The sequence below is a fragment of the Streptomyces sp. NPDC046900 genome (assembly GCF_040644975.1).
Classification (GTDB): Bacteria; Actinomycetota; Actinomycetes; order Streptomycetales; family Streptomycetaceae; genus Streptomyces.
Genome location: NZ_JBEYXD010000068.1, coordinates 17,768 through 35,580, shown reverse-complemented (window position 1 = coordinate 35,580; position 17,813 = coordinate 17,768). Strand labels below are relative to the sequence as shown.

Below are 17,813 nucleotides of genomic sequence, written 5' to 3'. Positions count from 1 at the left end.
CGGGCGGCCTGTGTGCTAGCGGTCCCCGAAGATCGTGCGGTGCCAGTCCTTCTCGGCCACCGCGGTGTTGTCGAACATGACGTGCTTGATCTGGGTGTACTCCTCGAAGGAGTACATGGACATGTCCTTTCCGAAGCCCGATGCGCGGTAGCCCCCGTGGGGCATCTCGCTGATGATCGGGATGTGGTCGTTGACCCACACGCACCCGGCCTTGATCTCACGGGTGGCGCGGTTCGCCCGGTACACGTCCCGGCTCCAGGCGGACGCGGCGAGGCCGTATGGGGTGTCGTTCGCGAGCCGGATGCCGTCGTCGTCGCTGTCGAAGGGCAGGACGACGAGGACGGGCCCGAAGATCTCGGACTGGACGATCTCGCTGTCCTGCGCTGCGTCCGCGACAAGGGTGGGCCGGTAGTAGGCGCCGTCCTTGAGGTCCCCGTCGGGGGCCTCACCGCCGGTGACCACGCGCGCGTAGGCACGCGCCCGGTCGACGAAACCGGCGACGCGGTCGCGCTGGACGTGCGAGATCAGGGGGCCGAGATCGGTGCCCGGGGCGAACGGGTCGCCGAGCCGGACGGTCTCCATGAGGGCGGCGGTCCGCCGCACGAACTCCTCATAGAGGGGACGTTGCACGTACGCGCGCGTGGCGGCCGTACAGTCCTGGCCGGTGTTGATGAGCGATCCCGCGACCGCGCCCTGGACCGCGGCCTCGAGGTCCGCGTCGTCGAAGACGAGGAAGGGCGCCTTGCCGCCGAGTTCCAGATGGAGCCGTTTGACGGTGGCGGTGGCGATCTCGGCGACGCGCTTGCCGACGGCGGTGGAGCCGGTGAAGGAGGTCATGGCCACATCGGGATGACCGACGAGGCGCTCGCCCGCCTCCTTTCCGGTGCCCGTGACGATGTTGATCACACCGTCCGGGATCCCGGCCGCGGTGGCGGCCTCGGCGAACAGCAGCGAGGTCAGCGGGGTGAGCTCGGCGGGCTTCAGCACGATGGTGTTGCCCGCGGCGATCGCCGGGAGGATCTTCCAGGCGGCCATCTGGAGCGGGTAGTTCCAGGGCGCGATGGAGCCGATGACGCCGATGGGCTCGCGGCGTACATAGGAGGTGTGGTCGCCGGAGTACTCACCTGCCGACTGCCCCTGGAGGTGCCGGGCGGCGCCGGCGAAGAAAGCGGTGTTGTCGATCGTGCCGGGCACGTCGAACTCCCGCGTCAGCTTCAGGGGCTTGCCGCACTGGAGGGACTCGAAGCGGGCGAACTCCTCCGCGCGGTCGGCGAGAACGGCGGCGAAGCGGTGCAGCGCGTCGGAGCGCTCACCCGGCGTGGCGGCCGACCAGCCGGGAAAGGCGGCACGGGCGGCGGCGACGGCGCGGTCGACGTCCTGCGGGCCGGCCGTCTCGTATCGGTAGACCTCGGCGCCCGTCGACGGGTCGACGACCGCGTGCCGGTTGCCCGACGTGCCCTTGGCAGCACTGCCCGCGATGTACTGCGCGCCGTCCGCGAAGCGCTCCTGTACGGCCGCCTGTGTCCGGGTGCGGATGTCGCCGTCGCCGGCGTTGCCCGGGTTGTACATGTCGCTCTCCTCCGCCGCCGGCCCGCGTCCCACGGGGTCTGGCGTAGCTTCGGCTCGATTTGAGTGCCGATCCTGACAGAGCAAGTGCACTCCAACAAGTGATTCCGTTGTTGCCTTTTGGTTACGCGACGGAATCTGTCGACCAGGGTGTCGACTCCGCCCGATATAGGGAGGACGGAGTGTCAGTGGTGGCTGCCAGACTCACGTGCATGGGGAGGATCAATACTTTGGAGGCCCTGGTCAGCGAGGTCCGGACCGGGGCGAGGGTCAAATACCTGCACTTCTGGGGTCATCGCCCGCGCCCGGACGGACAGCTCGGGGCCGGCTGTCTGAGCCAGTGGTGGCCGTTCCCGTTCACCGTGGACGGCGTGCGGTACGCGACGGCGGAGCACTGGATGATGGCGTCGAAGGCGCGGCTGTTCGGTGACTTGGAGGCCGAGCGGATGGCCGTCGAGGCACGGAACCCGGCGCTCGCCAAGAAGGCGGGGCGGCTGGTGCGCGGCTTCGACGGGACGACATGGGAGCGCGAGCGGTTCGGGATCGTGGTCGAGGGCAGCGTCCACAAGTTCGCCGCGGACCCCGGTCTACGGGCCTTTCTGCTGGGCACGGGCAACCGGGTGCTCGTCGAGGCGAGTCCGGTGGACAGGATCTGGGGCATCGGACTCGCGGCGGACGACGAACGGGCGGCGGACCCGGAGCGCTGGCGGGGACTCAATCTGCTGGGTTTCGCGCTGATGGAGGCCCGGGAGCGGCTCGGCGCGTCCTGACGGCGCCGGGCCGCCGGGTCCACGGGCCGTCGGCTCCGGGGCGCCCGGGCGGGGACGCCGCCCGGACATGATTCGTCCGATCCGCACAAATATGGGCGGGTTGGCGGCAGATACGGCCGACGGTGCCGCTACGGAAGCCCGTGCGTCACGAAGGACGTCGAGTAGCCGTCGTCCGTGCTGCTCCAAGGGTCGTCGCCGCTGTCCGGAGCGGTGATGTAGACGATGAGCATCAGGATCCCGAGGACGACTCCGACCGCTCCGCAGATGAGTCCGGCGAGGGACATCCCGCCGTTCGTCGCCTCCCCGCGGCGTGCCTTGCGGCGGCCGACGATGCCGAAGATCACGGCGAGCACACCGATGACGGCGGCCACCGGTCCGAGGCAGAACACGACCACCGAGATGATGCCCAGCACGAGCGAGGCGGTGCCCATGCCGTTGCTCGGTACGGGCACCAGTCCGGGCCAGCCGTAGCCGGGGCCCTGAGGTCCGTACGGCATGCCGTACCCCGGGTAGCCGGGGTACTGGGGGTAGCCGTACGACAGCTGCCCGGGTCCCTCGGGTCCTATGGGCGGTGGTGGCACGGCCTGGGCGGCGGGCGGCGCGAAGGGGTTTCCGGCGGCACCGGGAGACGGAGGAGCGAACGGGTTGCCCGCGGACGGGGCCGCAGGCGTGGGGCCGGGGCTCGGCGGGGCGAACGGGTTGCTCCAGGCCGGGTGAGCGGGAGCGCCCGGTGTTCCGGAGCCGGGAGGGGAGACGACCGTGGGCTGGTCGTGCACGGAGGGGGCGCCGCCGGAGACAACGGTGTCCCGGGGGGCGGCGGGGGTTCCGGCCGCCGGATCGGCGGGGCTCGCGAAGGGCGCCCGGTCGGCGGGCGACGTCCAGGATCCGGACTCCGGGCCTGCGGCGGGCTTGTCGAGCGGGACCTTGGGCGCCTGGACGGCGGCGGCACCCGGCGGTATTCGCCCGCCGGACTCGGTGCCGGACGCCTGCGCGGCCGGGACGCCCCCGGCGGCCGGCGTGCCCGGTGACCCGTCCGTCCCGTCGCCCGGCCGATCCCATGGGCCCGGGACGGCGTCCTGCGGCGTTCCCGGCGCCTGCGCGTCGTCGGACATGCGTGAGGTCCCCCCTCTGTCGTACGTTCCGTCATGCTACGGCCCGCGCCTGCCCGGCGTGACCCGCGCCCTACGATGATCCCTGAGTCATCGATCAGCCGATCATCCGCGTCCCGCCCGAGCCCGTGCCGGGGCGCCGTTCCCGGGGAGGAACCCTTGAGCGCCTACCACGACGCGCCCGCCGTGCGGGATCCGCACGCCTTCATCGCCGGACTGCCGAAGGCCGAACTGCATGTGCACCACGTCGGCTCCGCCTCCCCCCGCATCGTCTCGGAACTGGCGGCCCGCCACCCCGACTCCAAGGTGCCCACGGACCCCGAGGCCCTCGCCGACTACTTCACCTTCACCGACTTCGCGCACTTCATCGAGGTCTATCTGTCCGTCGTCGACCTGATCCGGACCCCCGAGGACGTCCGCCTGCTGACGTACGAGGTCGCCCGCGACATGGCCCGGCAGCAGGTGCGCTACGCGGAGCTCACCATCACCCCCTTCTCGTCCACCCGCCGCGGCATCGACGAGCGCGCCTTCATGGAGGCGATCGAGGACGCCCGCAAGGCGGCGGAGGCCGAGTTCGGCACCGTGCTGCGCTGGTGTTTCGACATCCCCGGCGAGGCGGGACTGGAATCCGCGGAGGAGACGGCCCGGCTCGCCACCGACGACAGGCTGCGTCCCGAGGGGCTGGTCTCCTTCGGGCTCGGCGGACCCGAGATCGGTGTCCCCCGGCCGCAGTTCAAGCCGTACTTCGACCGGGCCATCGCCGCCGGACTGCGGTCCGTGCCGCACGCGGGCGAGACGACCGGCCCCGAGACGGTCTGGGACGCGCTGAACGAGCTGCGTGCCGAGCGGATCGGACACGGCACGAGTTCCGCCCGCGACCCGAAGCTGCTCGCCCACCTCGCCGAGCACCGCATCGCGCTGGAGGTCTGCCCGACCTCCAACATCGCGACGCGGGCGGTCCGCACGCTGGACGAGCACCCCATAAAGGAGTTCATGAACGCGGGTGTCCTCGTCACCGTCAACTCGGACGACCCGCCGATGTTCGGTACCGACCTCAACAACGAGTACGCGGTCGCCGCGCGGCTGCTGGACCTGGACGAGCGGGGTCTGGCCGGCCTCGCCCAGAACGCGGTGGAGGCGTCCTTCCTGGACGAAGCCGGCAAGGCGAAGCTGGCCGCCGAGATCGACGCCTACACCACGGCGTGGCTCGCCCCCTGACACCACGGGCCGTCCGGACCCCCGGGGACCCGGCTCGCGGCTCTCCACCTTCACAATGGGCCCATGCGCACCGTGACTGCCGTCGCCCACCGCGGCGACCCCTACCGTCATCGCGAGAACACGCTGGCATCGCTGCGCTCCGCCGTCCGGCGGGGCGCGGACGCGGTGGAGATCGATGTACGGCTGACGCGGGACGGCGTCCCGGTGCTGCTGCACGACGGAACACTGAAACGGCTGTGGGAGCAGGACCGCCCGCTCGCCGCGCTCTCCTCGGACGAGGTCCGGGGACTGACGGCGGGCGGGGTGCCGACACTGGCGGACGCGCTGGCGGCCACCGACGGCACCCGGGTCATGATCGACGTGCCGGGCCACCCCTCGCTGAGGGAGGTGCGCCGGATCGTGGACGCCGTCCGGCAGTGCGGCGCCGAGGAGCGGGTGTACTACTCCGCGGGAGCGCAGACCATGCTCGCGGTCCGTGCCGCCGACCCCTCCGCGGAGATCGCGCTGACCTGGACGACCCTGGCTCCGCCACGTCCCGGCCTGCTCGACGCGGTGCGTCCGCGCTGGCTCAACTACCGCTTCAGCCTGATCGATCGCGATCTCGCGGCCCGAGTCCACCGGGGCGGCCATCTGCTGTCCGTGTGGACTCCCGACACCCGCCGCTCGATGCGGCGCCTGCTCGACCTGGGCGTCGACTCGATCACCACGAACCGCGTCGACCAGCTGTGCGCACTGCGCGGGCTCTGAGGCGGACACCGGATCAGGACCGACACCGGGCGAGGCGCCGGCGTGGCTCGGCGCGCCGTTCGTACGGAAGAAGTACCTCGGTGCGGCGTCAGGCGGCCAGGGCAGCGCGCTCACGAGCCACGCGTACGGCCTCGGACAGACTGGCGATGTCGTACGCGCCCTGGTGTCTGCGCCCGTTGACGAAGAAGGTGGGCGTCCCCGCCACATCGCTGAGGTCCGCCGACTCGACGTCCTCGGCCACGCGTACCGCGCCGGCGTGAGCACGCATGTCCCGTTCGAAGCGGACCGCGTCGAGCCCGATGTCCGTGGCGTAGCGCGACAGGTCGTCGAAGTCCAGGGCCCCCTGATGAGCGAGCAGCAGATCGTTCATCTCCCAGAAACGCCCCTGCAGAGCGGCCGCTTCAGCGGCCTCGGAGGCGATCTGGGCGTGCCCGTGGACGTCGGTCAGCGGGAGGTGCCGCCACACGTACCGCACGTCCCCGAAGTCCCCGAGCAGTTCGCGCACCACGCTTTCCGCCTGCCCGCAGTACGGGCACTCGTAATCGCCGTACTCGACGACGGTCACCGGCGCGTCGCGCGGGCCACGGACGTGGTCGCGGTAGGGGTCGACGGGCACCGCCAGATCGACGATCGTCTCCGACTTCCCGAGCAGCGCCCGCATCCGAAGGGGGCGCGGCAGCATCTGTATGGCTGCGGTGACGAGCCGGCTGACCACAAAGGAGCCGAGGACGGCGCTCAGGATGCCGATCTTCGCGTCCTCGAGTCGCAGGCCGGCGAAGGCGCGGGTGGCGATGAGCAGGGAGACGGTGAACCCCACTCCCGCCAGGGTCCCGCCCGTGAGGACGGAGCCCCAGCCGACCGGGACCCGGATCCGTCCGCGGCTCACCGCCGTCACCAGCGCCGCGGCCCCCACGATGCCGATCGGTTTGCCGAGGAGGTAGCCGAGGAGGATGCCCAGGGTGACCGGTGAGGTGAACGCCCGTCCCAGCTGGTCGAGACCGATCGGCATGCCGACGTTGGCCAGGGCGAAGAGCGGTACGACGACGTAGCTGGTCCATGGGTGGAACATGCGCTGAAGCCGCTCGTTCGGGGAGATGGCCGCGGCGATACCGGCGCGCACGGTGCGTTCCAGTTCCGGCGTCGGCTGCTCGCGGAACAGCCGGAACAGTCCGGTGATGCGTTCCAGTTCGGTGCGCGCCGCCGGGTAGGCGTATGTCAGCAGGCCCATGGCCAGTCCGATGACCACGGGGTCCACGCCCGACTCCAGCAGGGCGACCCATGCGATCAGCGCCAGCAGCGCGTACACGGCGGAGTGGCGGACGCCGAGCGACCGGACGAGCAGAACGACGGCGAAGGTGCCGGCGGCGACCAGCAGCGACGGCATGTTGAGGCGACCGCTGTAGGCGATGACGATGACACCGAGGGCCAGGAAGTCGTCGACCACGGTGAGGGTCAGGATGAAGACCCGCAGCCCGGGGGGCATGTGGCGGCCGACGACGGCGAGCATGCCGAGGGCGAAGGCGGTGTCGGTGGACATCGCGGTGCCCCAGCCCTGCGTCGTCGCGTGGCCGGCGTTGAACGCGAGGTAGACACCGATCGGCACGAGCATGCCGCTCACGCCTGCCGCGAGCGACAGCGCCAGACGTGTGCGGTCACGCAGCTCGCCCATGTCGAACTCGCGGCGCGCCTCCAGGCCGACGACGAAGAAGAACAGCGCCATCAGTCCGCTGTTCACCCACTCGCGCAGCGGAAGCGACACCCCGTACGGGCCCACCCGGAGGGACAGATGAGTCCGCCAGAACTCCTCGTAGTCCGGGAAGGCGGCATTGGCCCAGACGAGTGCCGCGAGCGCCGCCGCCACCAGGACGGCCGCGCTGCCGGTCTCGGTGTGCAGGAAGTCGCGCAGCGGGGAGCGCTGGTTCTTGCCGCAGGCGCTCTGCAACGTGTAGTCGCCGGCTTGGAAGGACATACTCGGACACTCACTCGACGGTCGGCACCGGGCACGGACGGATCCGAGGCCTCCCCCGGCCGCACCGGACGGCCGGGGTGACCACCCCGCCTCTCGTGGGACCGCGCGGTGGCATCGTCATCCACCGGTGGTCAGCACCATGCGGAAGCGCGCAGCCCCGGACAGCATACGTGCGAAGGCGTCGTTGACCTCCTCGAGCGGCATCGTCTCGACCATCGGCCGTACCCCGGTGCGCGCACTGAAGGCCATGGTCTCCTCGACCTCCCGCGCCGTGCCCGACGGATGCCCGCTCAGGGACTTGCTGCCCCCGATGAGCTGCGTCGGCGTCACCTTGAGCAGCTCGTTCGTCACCCCGATCACGACCAGTTGCCCGCGCGGGGCGAGCCCGTCGATCGTCGCCGACATGGCGTCGGAGTTCGCCGCGGTGCCGAGGACGACCTTGGCGCCCCCGAGGTCCTTCAGCACCTGCGCGGGATCGGAGGACAAGCTGTCGATGTAATGGTCCGCGCCCAGATGCCTGGCCAGATCCTCCTTGTCCCGGCCGCGGGCGATCGCCACGGTCTCGAAGCCCATCCTGGTGGCGTACTGGATGCCCAGATGCCCGAGGCCGCCCACGCCGAGGACGGCGACGAGGTCCCCGGCACGGGCCACGCTGCTGCGCAGCCCCATGAAGGAGGTGACGCCCGCGCACCCGAGTGGGGCGGCGTCGACCGCGGAGAGACCCTCGGGGATGCGCGCCAGCGCCTCGACGGGCACCACGATGTGGGTGGCGTATCCGCCGTCGTAGGACAGGCCCGGCACCTTCAGATTGACGCAGCTGATGAAGTCGCCCTGGCGGCAGGGGCGGCAGTGGCCGCACTGACCGCCGAACCAGCCCACCTCCACCCGGGCGCCGACTCCCCAGCCGACCACCCGCTCACCCACCGCGTCGATCCTGCCCGCCACCTCGTGCCCGGGCACGAGCGGGAAGTGGATGGCCGGAGAGGGGGTCTGCACGAACACCGCATCCGTGTGGCAGACACCGACGGCCTCCACGGCGATACGCACGTGCCCAGGCCCCGGCTCCGGCAGTTCCCGCTCGACGATCTCGAAACTCCCCCGGGGCTCGGCCACCTGGGCGACTCGCATCACGGACATGGCTTCTCGGCTCCTTGCTGTAGGGCGCGAACCGGACATTCGCTCATCAATCATTCCGTTGTCGCACCGGGCGGCTCCGCAGACGCGCGGCACGGTGACCGCCCCGGAAGCGGGCACCCGGTCCGGTCGTGCCCGCGGCAGCGGTCCGCTCGAAGCGACCGCTCCTTTGGCTCAGCCTTCGCGCCAGCCCAGCTTGATGAGCAGGTTCTTCGCCTCCTCCACGACGGCCGCCTCGGCGACCACGTCATAGCGGGCGGCCACGATCTGGCTGCGGGAGGCGAAGTCGTGGCGGCCTCCGGTCAGGGCGTGGCCGACGAAACCGAAGAGGGCACCGAAGATCGCGCCCCAGAACAATCCGCTCACCATCAGCAGCAGGACGTCATGGTTGCCCGCGGCGAACAGCGACAGAAGCAGACCGATGAGCAGTCCGAACCAGGCGCCCGAGCCCGCGCCCGCCAAGGCCGCCCGGCCGCGGGTGAGACGGCCGAGCACCGTCTCCACCATCCGCAGGTCCGAACCGATGATCGCGGTGCGCTCCACCGGAAACTTGCTGTCGGAGAGGAAGTCGACCGCGCGCTGGGCCTGCTGATAGGTCGGATACGAGGCGACCACCGGCCGGTCGACCGGTGCCATGGGCGGTTGCTGCGCCATCGAAGGACTCCCTTCGTCGCCGTCCCGGTCTGCGGTCCGCTGCGACCGGTAGCCGCCGCAGCGCCCGGGTCACCTCTGTCCGAGCGGTCGCCCGTCGTTGCGCAGAACGTCCAGACGGCGGCGGTACTCGTCCTCGCCGATCTCTCCGCGCGCGAAGCGCTCGGCGAGCAGCCGCTCGGGAGCAGGCCCGTCCGGCGCGGTGACATCCGGCGCCCCGCTGCCCTCGGATCGCAGCAGGGCCCGGACGAACAGGGCACCGGCGCTGGTGATCAGCGCCCAGAAGAGGATCGCGGCCGCCGACATGGCGAACCAGCCCCATCCGCCGAGGTTGTGGCCATACCAGAACACCACGGATGTTCACTCCCTCATCCGGACCCTGTGGTCAAACCGTACCCAGGTACAGCGATTCAGGCGCGGCGAGGCAGGCCCGCGAGGGCACCCGCGGCACCGGGCACGGCCCGCCGCCTACCGCGGGGTACGGCCGTCGAGTGAGGCGGGGGCCCCGGTCCTTCCCGCCGACGGCTCGGATCGCGCCGACGTCCGTGTCGCCGACGGCTCGCGGGTCGGGACCGCCGAGCTGCTCGGGCGGCGGGAGCCGCCGTCCTGCGGCCCGCCGGTCGGAGTGGGGCTGACGCGCGGGGGCGACGCCGACGGAGTGGGGTTCGCCGACGTGGCTGGCGGCTCCGACGGGGCGTGACGCTGCGCGGGGCCGGTCGCGGGCGGCGGGGCCAGGGGCACCGTCGGGGACGCGGGTGCCTCGGATGCCGTCAGGCGGAGCGGCAACGCGACGAGGACGGCGACGGCCACGGACGCGCCCGCCCCGGCCGCGGCGCGGAGCAGCCGGCGGCGCGCTGCGGCGCGGCGGATCGCCTCGAACCGGCCGGGGGGCGGGCCGAGGTGCTCGGGAGCGGGGCGCAGGATCACCGCGAGGGGGTCCTCGGATCCGTGCTCCGGGTCGTCGTCAAAGCGTGTGGTCAAGGCTTCTCCTCAGGTGGACGCGGAGCAGTTCGCGGGCCGCGTGGAGATCGGCCTTGACGGTTCCTTCCTTGCGCCCGGTCAGCACGGACACCTCCCGGATCGGCATGTCGGCGTAGTAGTGCAGCAGGATCGGGACCCGCAGTCGTTCGGGCAGCGACTGCACGAGCAGACGCACCGAAGGGTCCGCCTGTTCGCTGTGAGGGTGGACGGCGGCTTCCGAGGTGGCGCGGCGCATGGCTCTGCGCTCGCGCTCCATTTTGCGCCAGTGGTCCCGGACGAGGTTGGCCGCGGTGACGTAGAGGAAACCGCGGGGCTCCTCCACGGACGTCCAGCGGGCCCAGAGCCGGGTGAACGCCTCCGAGGCGATCTCGTGGGCCGTCTCGTCGTCGTCGACGAGACGGCGGCACCAGCCGGCGAGGCGTGGATAGAGGACGGCGAACAGCTCGGACGCCGCCTTGTCACGGGACCGTTTCAACGCTCTCCATGGTCGTGAGGGCACTCGTAGAGAAGGATGCCGGGCCGTCGGCGTACGTTCCGTGGGCCCGGCATCCCGGATGGCGGTCCTCCCCGCTCATGGGGTCCCTTCGCTCGAGCGAAGCCGAGGGTGAGGGATGAGCCCGGAGGGCGCCGGGAGGGTCAGGGGGTCGAGGAGGTCAGCGCGGCGAAGACGATCACGTTGTCGAGGTATCCGTCGCCGGTGCGGGGTCCGCCGCACGTGATCAGCCGCAGCTCCGGACGGTCCACGTCCCCGTAGACGTCGTTCGCCGGGAAGTCCGCCTTGGCGACCGTCCGTACGGCACTGACGGTGAACACCGCCGCCGTGCCGTTCTCCAGGCGCACCACGATCCGGTCGTCCCGGCGCAGCCGCGCGAGCCGGCGGAAGACCCCGGCCCCGTAGACGCCGACCGTGACATGGCCGAGGATGACCGACGGTCCCACCTCACCCGGCGTCGGCGAGTGCTGGTACCAGCCCGCCCGGTCGTGTGCCGTGACGGGGGGCACCTGCACGGTGCCGTCCGGCGCCAGCCCCAGGGGCATGACGGAGGAGTCGACCCCGATGGCCGGGATCCGCAGCCTGATTGGGACCGAACGGCCCAGGGGCTGCACCGCTTTCGCGGATGCCGGCGAGGACGGCGGCCTGCTTCCGGAGCGTGCGGCCGTGGCCTGGTGAGCCGGGTGGCCACCGCAGCCCACGAGCAGCGAGGCCAGCGCCGCAGTGGCGAATGCGCGCCTGGAGAGCGGGGTCATGCCCCGGTCGCCCGCCGGCGGCGTACGACGAAGACCGCCGCACCCCCGGCGACGAGCACCGCGGCAGCGCCGCCGCCGATCAGACCGTCCGTGGCCCCGGACGGCGAGGAGTCGGCCACCACGCCGGTGTCGGGTGCGCCCGACGGCACGACGGAGACCTGGCCCCGGGCCGGTGCCGGGCTCGACGCGCGGCTGGGTACGGCGCTGGGGGCCCGGGTGGGTTCGGCGCTGGGGGCGGCGCTCGACGCCCGGGTCGGGACGGGGCTGGGGGTCGCGGTCGCCCCGTCGGCGAACGCGGGCACGGTGCCCGCCAGCACTGCGGTGCACGCAAGTGCCATGGAGCTGAGGACAGTTCGGCGCATGGAATCGCTCTCTTTCGTCGGCCCGCCCGGTACTCGGTGGGCTGGGTCACGGGTCGAGCGAAGAGACGAGGCAGCGACGGAGCAGGTTGTAAAGAGATGGCAAAGCCCGAGCGTCACTCGCGTGCTCACCACGACGATCGGCTGCGGCAGGGACGCCGGGAAGCCCAACTCGCCTACCGCGCGCACCTCGTGCGCACGCATGCGCCCATACGCCTGCACCGGCACCGTCCGCGCCGAGACGGCCGACGGCCGGGTGTGCGGCATGGAGCAGCCACCCGCGGTCGTCCAGCCGCCCGCCGACGACAGCGGGCCGGCCGTCGCCGAGACAACGCCGACGACCGCCTAGGAAAACCGAGAAGGCCGGTGAACGACTTCAGTCCGAGCCGGGCGGCGCTGCCTCACCGAGGCCGTCGTCCAGCTCCGCGCCCATCAGGCGAAGCGTTTCCTCAGCCTTCTTCCGCGGCGACTTCGGCCCGGTCACCGACATGGCCGCTCTGGCCAACTCGGCCCTCAACTGGTCGAATGCCAACTCCCCCGACAGATCCCGCAACCTGCGACTTCTGCTCATACTGGTTCAACGGTCCAGCGCACCGCCCGTCACCGCAATACCGCCGAATGGGGTACCCCACCGACCGTCAACGGCCGTGCCACGAAAGCGTGAAGGCTCTTACGGCTGCCGCTCGAACACTTTCGGGCCCCACTCCGCGGCGGAGGCGGTGTGAATCGACTCCGTGCCACGACATGAACCACATGTCCCTTACTGTGGCTTTTGCGTAGAGCCCTGCGCGGACGGGATGGGGTGGGGGACGTGGCGTTCGCGGAGTCGGCCGGCGGCGACGGGCCCCTGGCCCTTCCCAAGTCGGCCCCGGAGTCCGGACAACGGTCCCTGGCACCTCTGCTGGCGGTGTGCGCCGGCTACTTCATGGTGATCCTCGACGTGACGATCATCAACGTCGCCGTTCCGGTGGTCGGCCGGGAACTGTCGGCCTCGCTCACCGGCATCCAGTGGATCACGGACGGATACACCATGGTCTTCGCCGGATTGCTGATGACCGGTGGTGCGCTGGGCGACCGGCTCGGCAACCGCCGGGTCTTCTGCTGGGGCGTGGTGGTGTTCACCGTCGCCTCGGCCGCGTGCGCGTTCGCGCCGAGCGCTTCCTTCCTGGTAGAGGCCCGGCTGGTGGAGGGGCTCGGCGCCGCGCTGATCGTGCCCGGTTCCCTGGCCCTGCTCCAGCAGGCCTACCCCGCCCCGGCCGCACGCTCGCGCGCCTTCGGACTGTGGGGGTCGATGGCGGGCATCGCGGCCTCCGCCGGGCCGTTGCTGGGCGGGCTGCTTGTCTCCACCGTGGGCTGGCGGTGGGTCTTCCTCATCAACCTGCCTGTCGGCGTCGCGTGTCTGCTGCTGACGCTGCGCCATGTGACGCCCTCGCCCCGGCGCACCACCCGGGCTCCGGACTGGCCCGCGCAGTGCGCGGTCGTGGCGGCGGTGGCGCTGCTGACCGCCGCGCTCAACGAGGCCGGGCGGCGCGGCTGGACCGATCCCGCCGTTCTCGCCGGACTGGGCCTGGCCGTCGCGGCCGCCGCGGCATTCGCGGTGCGCGAGCGGCTGGCCAGGGCTCCCGCCCTGCCGCCGGGCCTGCTGCGCTCGCGTGCGATGAGCGGCGGAGCCGTCATCGGCCTGCTGTTCAACTTCGGCTTCTACGGCATGGTGTTCACCGCCAGCCTCGACTTCCAGCGCCGGCGCGGCTTCAGCGCCCTCGAAACGGGGGCCGCACTGTTCCCGGCGGTGGCGATGACCATGTTCGCATCGGTCCTGTCCGGGCGGCTCGCCCGTCGTACCGGCGACCGTCCGCTGGTGGTCTGCGGCATGCTGCTCGCCGCCCTGGGACTCGCCGGCTGGGCCGCGGCAGGAGCCACTCCCGCCTATCCGCTGCTGGTGGCTCCGATGATGGCCGCGGGGTTCGGTACCTCCTTCGCCCTCACCGGCTCGACCACCACCGTGATGGGTGCGGCGCCCGCGGCGTACTCGGGGGCCGCCTCGGGCCTGTTCAACACCACCCGCCAGATCGGCAGCGCCACCGGTGTGGCCCTCGGGGGCAGCCTGCTCGCCACGGGCGCCGACTACAGCGAGGGGCTGCGCATCAGCATGGTGATCGGCGCGCTCGCCTATCTGACGGCCGGGGGCCTCGCGTGGCGGTGCGTGCCGGCGAAGTCCGGTCATCCGCAGGGCGCTTGAGACAGTCGAGCAGGTTCGAGCGGTCTTCGCCTCCGACGGGGAGGAGGCGTTCCTCGAGGGCCCGTGCCCGCCGGGAGCCGCCTTCGCGGAACCGGGACGTCAATCGGCCGGCTCGGGAGGCCAGTTGTCCCGCGGCCGGAGAAACGCCGCGGCCCCGGACGGAACAACTCCCGTCCGGGGCCGCTCGGTCGGCGTCGCCTGTTACGCGTCCAGCGACGTCATCACGTGCTTGATCCGCGTGTAGTCGTCGAAGCCGTAGGCCGACAGGTCCTTGCCGTAACCGGACTTCTTGAAGCCGCCGTGCGGCATCTCGGCGACCAGCGGGATGTGCGTGTTGATCCACACGCAGCCGAAGTCGAGGGCCTTGGACATACGCATGGCGCGCGCGTGGTCCTTGGTCCACACCGAGGACGCGAGGGCGTACTCGACGCCGTTCGCGTACTCGATCGCCTGGTCCTCGTCCGTGAAGGACTGGACGGTGATGACCGGGCCGAAGACCTCGTTCTGGATGATCTCGTCGTCCTGCTGGAGGCCCGAGACGACGGTCGGCGCGTAGAAGTAGCCCTGGTCGCCGACCCGGTGGCCACCGGCCTGGACCTTGGCGTGCGCAGGCAGGCGCTCGATGAAGCCGGAGACCTGCTTGAGCTGGTTCGGGTTGTTCAGCGGCCCGTACAGCACGTCCTCGTCGTCCGGCCGGCCCGTCTTCGTCTCGGACGCGGCCTTGGCCAGCGCGGCCACGAACTCGTCGTGGATGGACTCGTGGACGAGGACGCGGGTGGCGGCCGTGCAGTCCTGGCCGGCGTTGAAGAAGCCGGCCACCGAGATGTCCTCGACGGCCTTGGCGATGTCGGTGTCCTCGAAGACGACGACCGGAGCCTTGCCGCCGAGCTCGAGGTGGACGCGCTTGACGTCCTTGGACGCGGACTCGGCGACCTGCATGCCCGCGCGGACCGAGCCGGTGATGGACGCCATCGCCGGGGTGGGGTGCTCGACCATCATGCGGCCGGTCTCGCGGTCGCCGGTGATGACGTTGAAGACGCCCTTGGGCAGGACCGAGCCGATGATGTCGGCGATCAGCACCGTGGAGGCCGGGGTGGTGTCCGACGGCTTCAGGACGACCGTGTTGCCCGCCGCGATCGCCGGGGCGAACTTCCACACGGCCATCATCATCGGGTAGTTCCACGGCGCCACCTGGGCGCAGACACCGACCGGCTCGCGGCGCACGATCGAGGTCATCCCCTCCATGTACTCGCCGGCCGAGCGGCCCTCGAGCATGCGGGCGGCACCCGCGAAGAAGCGGATCTGGTCGACCATCGGCGGGATCTCCTCGGAGCGGGTCAGGCCGATCGGCTTGCCCGTGTTCTCCACCTCCGCCGCGATCAGTTCCTCGGCGCGCTCCTCGAACGCGTCGGCGACCTTGAGCAGGGCCTTCTGGCGCTCCGCGGGGGTCGTGTCGCGCCAGGCCGGGAAGGCAGCGGCGGCGGCCGCCATCGCGGCGTCGACGTCCGCCTGACCCGACAGCGGGGCGGTCGCGTACGCCTCGCCGGTCGCAGGATTGACCACCTCGGTGGTCCGTCCGTCGGCGGCGTCACGGAATTCGCCGTCGATGTAATTGCGCAGACGACGCAGCTCGGTGCTCACTGCCGGCCCTCCAAGTTCGGTGTCCAATCGCTGAGACACCCACCCTAGTCCGTGCACCCACGTTTTCAACAGCCCCGATCCCGTCGTGGCTGCGAAATCCGCAGGGTTCCATCACAGAAACAACGAATTTCATCGATCCAGCCTTGCGGAACTATCGAGACGTCGTGCACAGTGAGGTCGTGGCCAGTCGAAGCGCAGACCAGAGGGACTCCCGCGAGTCCAGGAACGGCGGCACCCAGCTGGATGCCGTCTCCCTCGCCATCATCGAGCAGCTCCAGGAGGACGGCCGCCGGCCGTACGCCGCGATCGGCAAGGCGGTCGGCCTGTCCGAGGCGGCCGTGCGCCAGCGCGTCCAGAAGCTGCTCGACCAGGGCGTGATGCAGATCGTCGCTGTCACGGACCCGCTCACCGTGGGCTTCCGGCGGCAGGCGATGGTCGGGATCAACGTCGAGGGCGACTTGGAGTCCGTCGCCGATGCGCTGACCGCCATGTCCGAATGCGAGTACGTCGTGATGACGGCAGGCTCCTTCGACCTGATGGTGGAGGTCGTCTGCGAGGACGACGACCACCTTCTGAACGTCATCAACAAACGCATCCGGGCTCTCCCCGGAGTGCGCTCCACCGAGAGCTTCGTCTACCTCAAGCTCAAGAAGCAGACCTACATGTGGGGAACCCGATAGCCGTGAGCAGCAAGGACCTCAGCAAGACCGCGTACGACCACCTGTGGATGCACTTCACCCGCATGTCCTCGTACGAGAACGCGCCCGTCCCCACCATCGTCCGGGGTGAGGGCACCTACATCTACGACGACAAGGGCAAGCGTTACCTCGACGGTCTCGCCGGTCTGTTCGTGGTCCAGGCGGGCCACGGTCGCACCGAGCTGGCGGAGACGGCGTTCAAGCAGGCGCAGGAACTGGCGTTCTTCCCGGTGTGGTCGTACGCCCACCCGAAGGCCGTGGAGCTGGCGGAACGTCTCGCCGACCACGCGCCCGGGGACCTGAACAAGGTCTTCTTCACCACCGGCGGCGGCGAGGCCGTCGAGACCGCCTGGAAGCTCGCCAAGCAGTACTTCAAGCTGGTCGGCAAGCCCACCAAGTACAAGGTCATCTCGCGCGCGGTCGCCTACCACGGCACCCCGCAGGGCGCCCTGTCCATCACCGGCCTGCCGGGCCTGAAGGCCCCCTTCGAGCCGCTGGTCCCCGGCGCGCACAAGGTCCCGAACACCAACATCTACCGCGCCCCGATCTTCGGTGACGACCCCGAGGCCTTCGGCCGCTGGGCCGCCGACCAGATCGAGCAGCAGATCCTCTTCGAGGGCCCGGACACGGTCGCCGCGGTCTTCCTGGAGCCGGTGCAGAACGCCGGCGGCTGCTTCCCCCCGCCGCCCGGGTACTTCCAGCGGGTCCGCGAGATCTGCGACCAGTACGACGTGCTGCTCGTGTCGGACGAGGTCATCTGCGCCTTCGGCCGCCTCGGCACGATGTTCGCCTGCGACAAGTTCGACTACGTCCCGGACATGATCACCTGCGCCAAGGGCATGACCTCGGGCTACTCCCCGATAGGCGCCTGCATCATCTCCGACCGCCTGGCCGAGCCGTTCTACAAGGGCGACAACACCTTCCTGCACGGCTACACCTTCGGCGGCCACCCGGTCTCCGCGGCCGTGGGCCTCGCCAACCTCGACCTGTTCGAGCGCGAGGGCCTCAACCAGCACGTGCTCGACAACGAGTCCGCGTTCCTGTCGACCCTGCAGAAGCTGCACGACCTGCCGATCGTCGGCGACGTCCGCGGCAACGGCTTCTTCTACGGCATCGAACTGGTCAAGGACAAGGCGACCAAGGAGTCCTTCAACGAGGAGGAGACCGAGCGCGTCCTGTACGGCTTCCTCTCCAAGGCGCTGTTCGACAACGGTCTGTACTGCCGTGCCGACGACCGCGGTGACCCGGTCGTCCAGCTCGCCCCGCCGCTGATCTCCAACCAGGAGACGTTCGACGAGATCGAGCAGATCCTGCGAGCGACGCTGACGGAGGCGTGGACCAAGCTCTGAGTCGCCCGAGGTTCCGATCATCCTTCTGGATGATCAAACAACGGCCCCGTGCCGCCCGTTGGAGTGAGAAACGGCGGTCCGGGGCCGTTGCTGTCCGCAGCTCCCGGCGCAGTCTGCCTAGCGTGCGATGTGAC

At 70.9% G+C, this 17,813-nt stretch carries 18 protein-coding genes and 1 pseudogene; 7 read left to right on the top strand and 12 right to left on the bottom strand.

From position 1 onward, the window contains the following. Positions 1-15: 15 nt before the first annotated feature. Complete coding sequence (locus tag ABZ904_RS38580; RefSeq protein WP_361828798.1) at positions 16-1,569, bottom strand: gamma-aminobutyraldehyde dehydrogenase; 1,554 nt, start codon at positions 1,567-1,569, stop codon at positions 16-18. A 209-nt stretch (positions 1,570-1,778) separates the two neighbouring features. On the opposite strand from ABZ904_RS38580, the gene ABZ904_RS38575 reads away from it, so the two are divergent. Further along, positions 1,779-2,336, top strand: a complete 558-nt coding sequence (locus ABZ904_RS38575) for an NADAR family protein (RefSeq protein ID WP_359402749.1) — start codon at positions 1,779-1,781, stop codon at positions 2,334-2,336. Between the two features lie 128 nt (positions 2,337-2,464). On the opposite strand, the gene ABZ904_RS38570 is transcribed toward ABZ904_RS38575, so the two are convergent. Then, positions 2,465-3,448 (bottom strand): DUF4190 domain-containing protein, encoded by a 984-nt coding sequence (locus ABZ904_RS38570; RefSeq protein ID WP_359402752.1) that lies wholly within the window; start codon positions 3,446-3,448, stop codon positions 2,465-2,467. Between the two features lie 89 nt (positions 3,449-3,537). On the opposite strand from ABZ904_RS38570, the pseudogene ABZ904_RS38565 reads away from it, so the two are divergent. Then, positions 3,538-4,663, top strand: a pseudogene (locus ABZ904_RS38565) (adenosine deaminase). A 63-nt stretch (positions 4,664-4,726) separates the two neighbouring features. Then, positions 4,727-5,410: a glycerophosphodiester phosphodiesterase gene (locus tag ABZ904_RS38560; RefSeq protein ID WP_359402755.1), complete on the top strand. Its 684-nt coding sequence runs from the start codon at positions 4,727-4,729 to the stop codon at positions 5,408-5,410. A gap of 88 nt (positions 5,411-5,498) precedes the next feature. Here the strand turns inward: ABZ904_RS38560 and ABZ904_RS38555 are convergent, their stop codons facing one another. From ABZ904_RS38555 to ABZ904_RS38520, 8 genes are all read right to left on the bottom strand, one after another. Then, positions 5,499-7,379, bottom strand: a complete 1,881-nt coding sequence (locus tag ABZ904_RS38555) for a Na+/H+ antiporter NhaA (RefSeq protein ID WP_359402757.1) — start codon at positions 7,377-7,379, stop codon at positions 5,499-5,501. Positions 7,380-7,496: 117 nt separating this feature from the next. Next, a complete protein-coding gene (locus ABZ904_RS38550) occupies positions 7,497-8,516 on the bottom strand; it encodes an alcohol dehydrogenase (protein ID WP_360998538.1) in 1,020 nt (339 codons plus the stop codon). Positions 8,517-8,687: 171 nt separating this feature from the next. Beyond that, positions 8,688-9,167 (bottom strand): general stress protein, encoded by a 480-nt coding sequence (locus ABZ904_RS38545; protein ID WP_359402764.1) that lies wholly within the window; start codon positions 9,165-9,167, stop codon positions 8,688-8,690. Between the two features lie 69 nt (positions 9,168-9,236). Beyond that, the gene (locus tag ABZ904_RS38540) at positions 9,237-9,518 is read right to left on the bottom strand and encodes an SHOCT domain-containing protein (RefSeq protein ID WP_359402767.1); all 282 of its coding nucleotides are present in this window, start codon (positions 9,516-9,518) and stop codon (positions 9,237-9,239) included. A 114-nt stretch (positions 9,519-9,632) separates the two neighbouring features. Then, complete coding sequence (locus ABZ904_RS38535) at positions 9,633-10,145, bottom strand: hypothetical protein (protein ID WP_360998535.1); 513 nt, start codon at positions 10,143-10,145, stop codon at positions 9,633-9,635. Next, on the bottom strand, positions 10,129-10,620 hold the full coding sequence (locus ABZ904_RS38530) for an RNA polymerase sigma factor (RefSeq protein ID WP_359402773.1): 492 nt from the start codon (positions 10,618-10,620) through the stop codon (positions 10,129-10,131). Before ABZ904_RS38530 ends, ABZ904_RS38535 begins: the two co-directional genes overlap by 17 nt. A gap of 161 nt (positions 10,621-10,781) precedes the next feature. Continuing rightward, the gene (locus ABZ904_RS38525; protein WP_360998533.1) at positions 10,782-11,393 is read right to left on the bottom strand and encodes a class F sortase; all 612 of its coding nucleotides are present in this window, start codon (positions 11,391-11,393) and stop codon (positions 10,782-10,784) included. Continuing rightward, positions 11,390-11,755: a sortase-dependent protein gene (locus ABZ904_RS38520; protein WP_359402779.1), complete on the bottom strand. Its 366-nt coding sequence runs from the start codon at positions 11,753-11,755 to the stop codon at positions 11,390-11,392. Before ABZ904_RS38520 ends, ABZ904_RS38525 begins: the two co-directional genes overlap by 4 nt. A gap of 121 nt (positions 11,756-11,876) precedes the next feature. Here ABZ904_RS38520 and ABZ904_RS38515 point away from each other — a divergent pair, with 121 nt between their 5' ends. Further along, positions 11,877-12,101 carry a hypothetical protein gene (locus tag ABZ904_RS38515; protein WP_359402782.1) on the top strand — a complete coding sequence of 75 codons (225 nt, stop codon included), beginning with the start codon at positions 11,877-11,879 and terminating at the stop codon, positions 12,099-12,101. Positions 12,102-12,128: 27 nt separating this feature from the next. Here the strand turns inward: ABZ904_RS38515 and ABZ904_RS38510 are convergent, their stop codons facing one another. After that, positions 12,129-12,323 carry a hypothetical protein gene (locus tag ABZ904_RS38510; RefSeq protein WP_359402785.1) on the bottom strand — a complete coding sequence of 65 codons (195 nt, stop codon included), beginning with the start codon at positions 12,321-12,323 and terminating at the stop codon, positions 12,129-12,131. A gap of 240 nt (positions 12,324-12,563) precedes the next feature. On the opposite strand from ABZ904_RS38510, the gene ABZ904_RS38505 reads away from it, so the two are divergent. After that, the gene (locus ABZ904_RS38505) at positions 12,564-13,991 is read left to right on the top strand and encodes an MFS transporter (RefSeq protein ID WP_359402788.1); all 1,428 of its coding nucleotides are present in this window, start codon (positions 12,564-12,566) and stop codon (positions 13,989-13,991) included. 201 nt (positions 13,992-14,192) lie between these two features. Here ABZ904_RS38505 and ABZ904_RS38500 read toward each other — a convergent pair whose 3' ends face one another. Continuing rightward, positions 14,193-15,632 carry a gamma-aminobutyraldehyde dehydrogenase gene (locus ABZ904_RS38500; RefSeq protein ID WP_359402791.1) on the bottom strand — a complete coding sequence of 480 codons (1,440 nt, stop codon included), beginning with the start codon at positions 15,630-15,632 and terminating at the stop codon, positions 14,193-14,195. Positions 15,633-15,796: 164 nt separating this feature from the next. On the opposite strand from ABZ904_RS38500, the gene ABZ904_RS38495 reads away from it, so the two are divergent. Continuing rightward, on the top strand, positions 15,797-16,312 hold the full coding sequence (locus ABZ904_RS38495; protein ID WP_359402794.1) for an Lrp/AsnC family transcriptional regulator: 516 nt from the start codon (positions 15,797-15,799) through the stop codon (positions 16,310-16,312). After that, on the top strand, positions 16,297-17,679 hold the full coding sequence (locus ABZ904_RS38490) for an aspartate aminotransferase family protein (RefSeq protein WP_359402797.1): 1,383 nt from the start codon (positions 16,297-16,299) through the stop codon (positions 17,677-17,679). The genes ABZ904_RS38495 and ABZ904_RS38490 overlap by 16 nt, the downstream gene beginning before the upstream one ends. Positions 17,680-17,813 lie beyond the last annotated feature (134 nt).

Coding starts and splice junctions, on each gene's coding strand:
- ABZ904_RS38520 (WP_359402779.1), bottom strand. CDS start 11,755: ATGCGCCGAACTGTCCTCAGCTCCATGGCACTTGCGTGCACCGCAGTG.
- ABZ904_RS38580 (WP_361828798.1), bottom strand. CDS start 1,569: ATGTACAACCCGGGCAACGCCGGCGACGGCGACATCCGCACCCGGACA.
- ABZ904_RS38575 (WP_359402749.1), top strand. CDS start 1,779: ATGGGGAGGATCAATACTTTGGAGGCCCTGGTCAGCGAGGTCCGGACC.
- ABZ904_RS38550 (WP_360998538.1), bottom strand. CDS start 8,516: ATGTCCGTGATGCGAGTCGCCCAGGTGGCCGAGCCCCGGGGGAGTTTC.
- ABZ904_RS38510 (WP_359402785.1), bottom strand. CDS start 12,323: ATGAGCAGAAGTCGCAGGTTGCGGGATCTGTCGGGGGAGTTGGCATTC.
- ABZ904_RS38560 (WP_359402755.1), top strand. CDS start 4,727: ATGCGCACCGTGACTGCCGTCGCCCACCGCGGCGACCCCTACCGTCAT.
- ABZ904_RS38570 (WP_359402752.1), bottom strand. CDS start 3,448: ATGTCCGACGACGCGCAGGCGCCGGGAACGCCGCAGGACGCCGTCCCG.
- ABZ904_RS38545 (WP_359402764.1), bottom strand. CDS start 9,167: ATGGCGCAGCAACCGCCCATGGCACCGGTCGACCGGCCGGTGGTCGCC.
- ABZ904_RS38525 (WP_360998533.1), bottom strand. CDS start 11,393: ATGACCCCGCTCTCCAGGCGCGCATTCGCCACTGCGGCGCTGGCCTCG.
- ABZ904_RS38555 (WP_359402757.1), bottom strand. CDS start 7,379: ATGTCCTTCCAAGCCGGCGACTACACGTTGCAGAGCGCCTGCGGCAAG.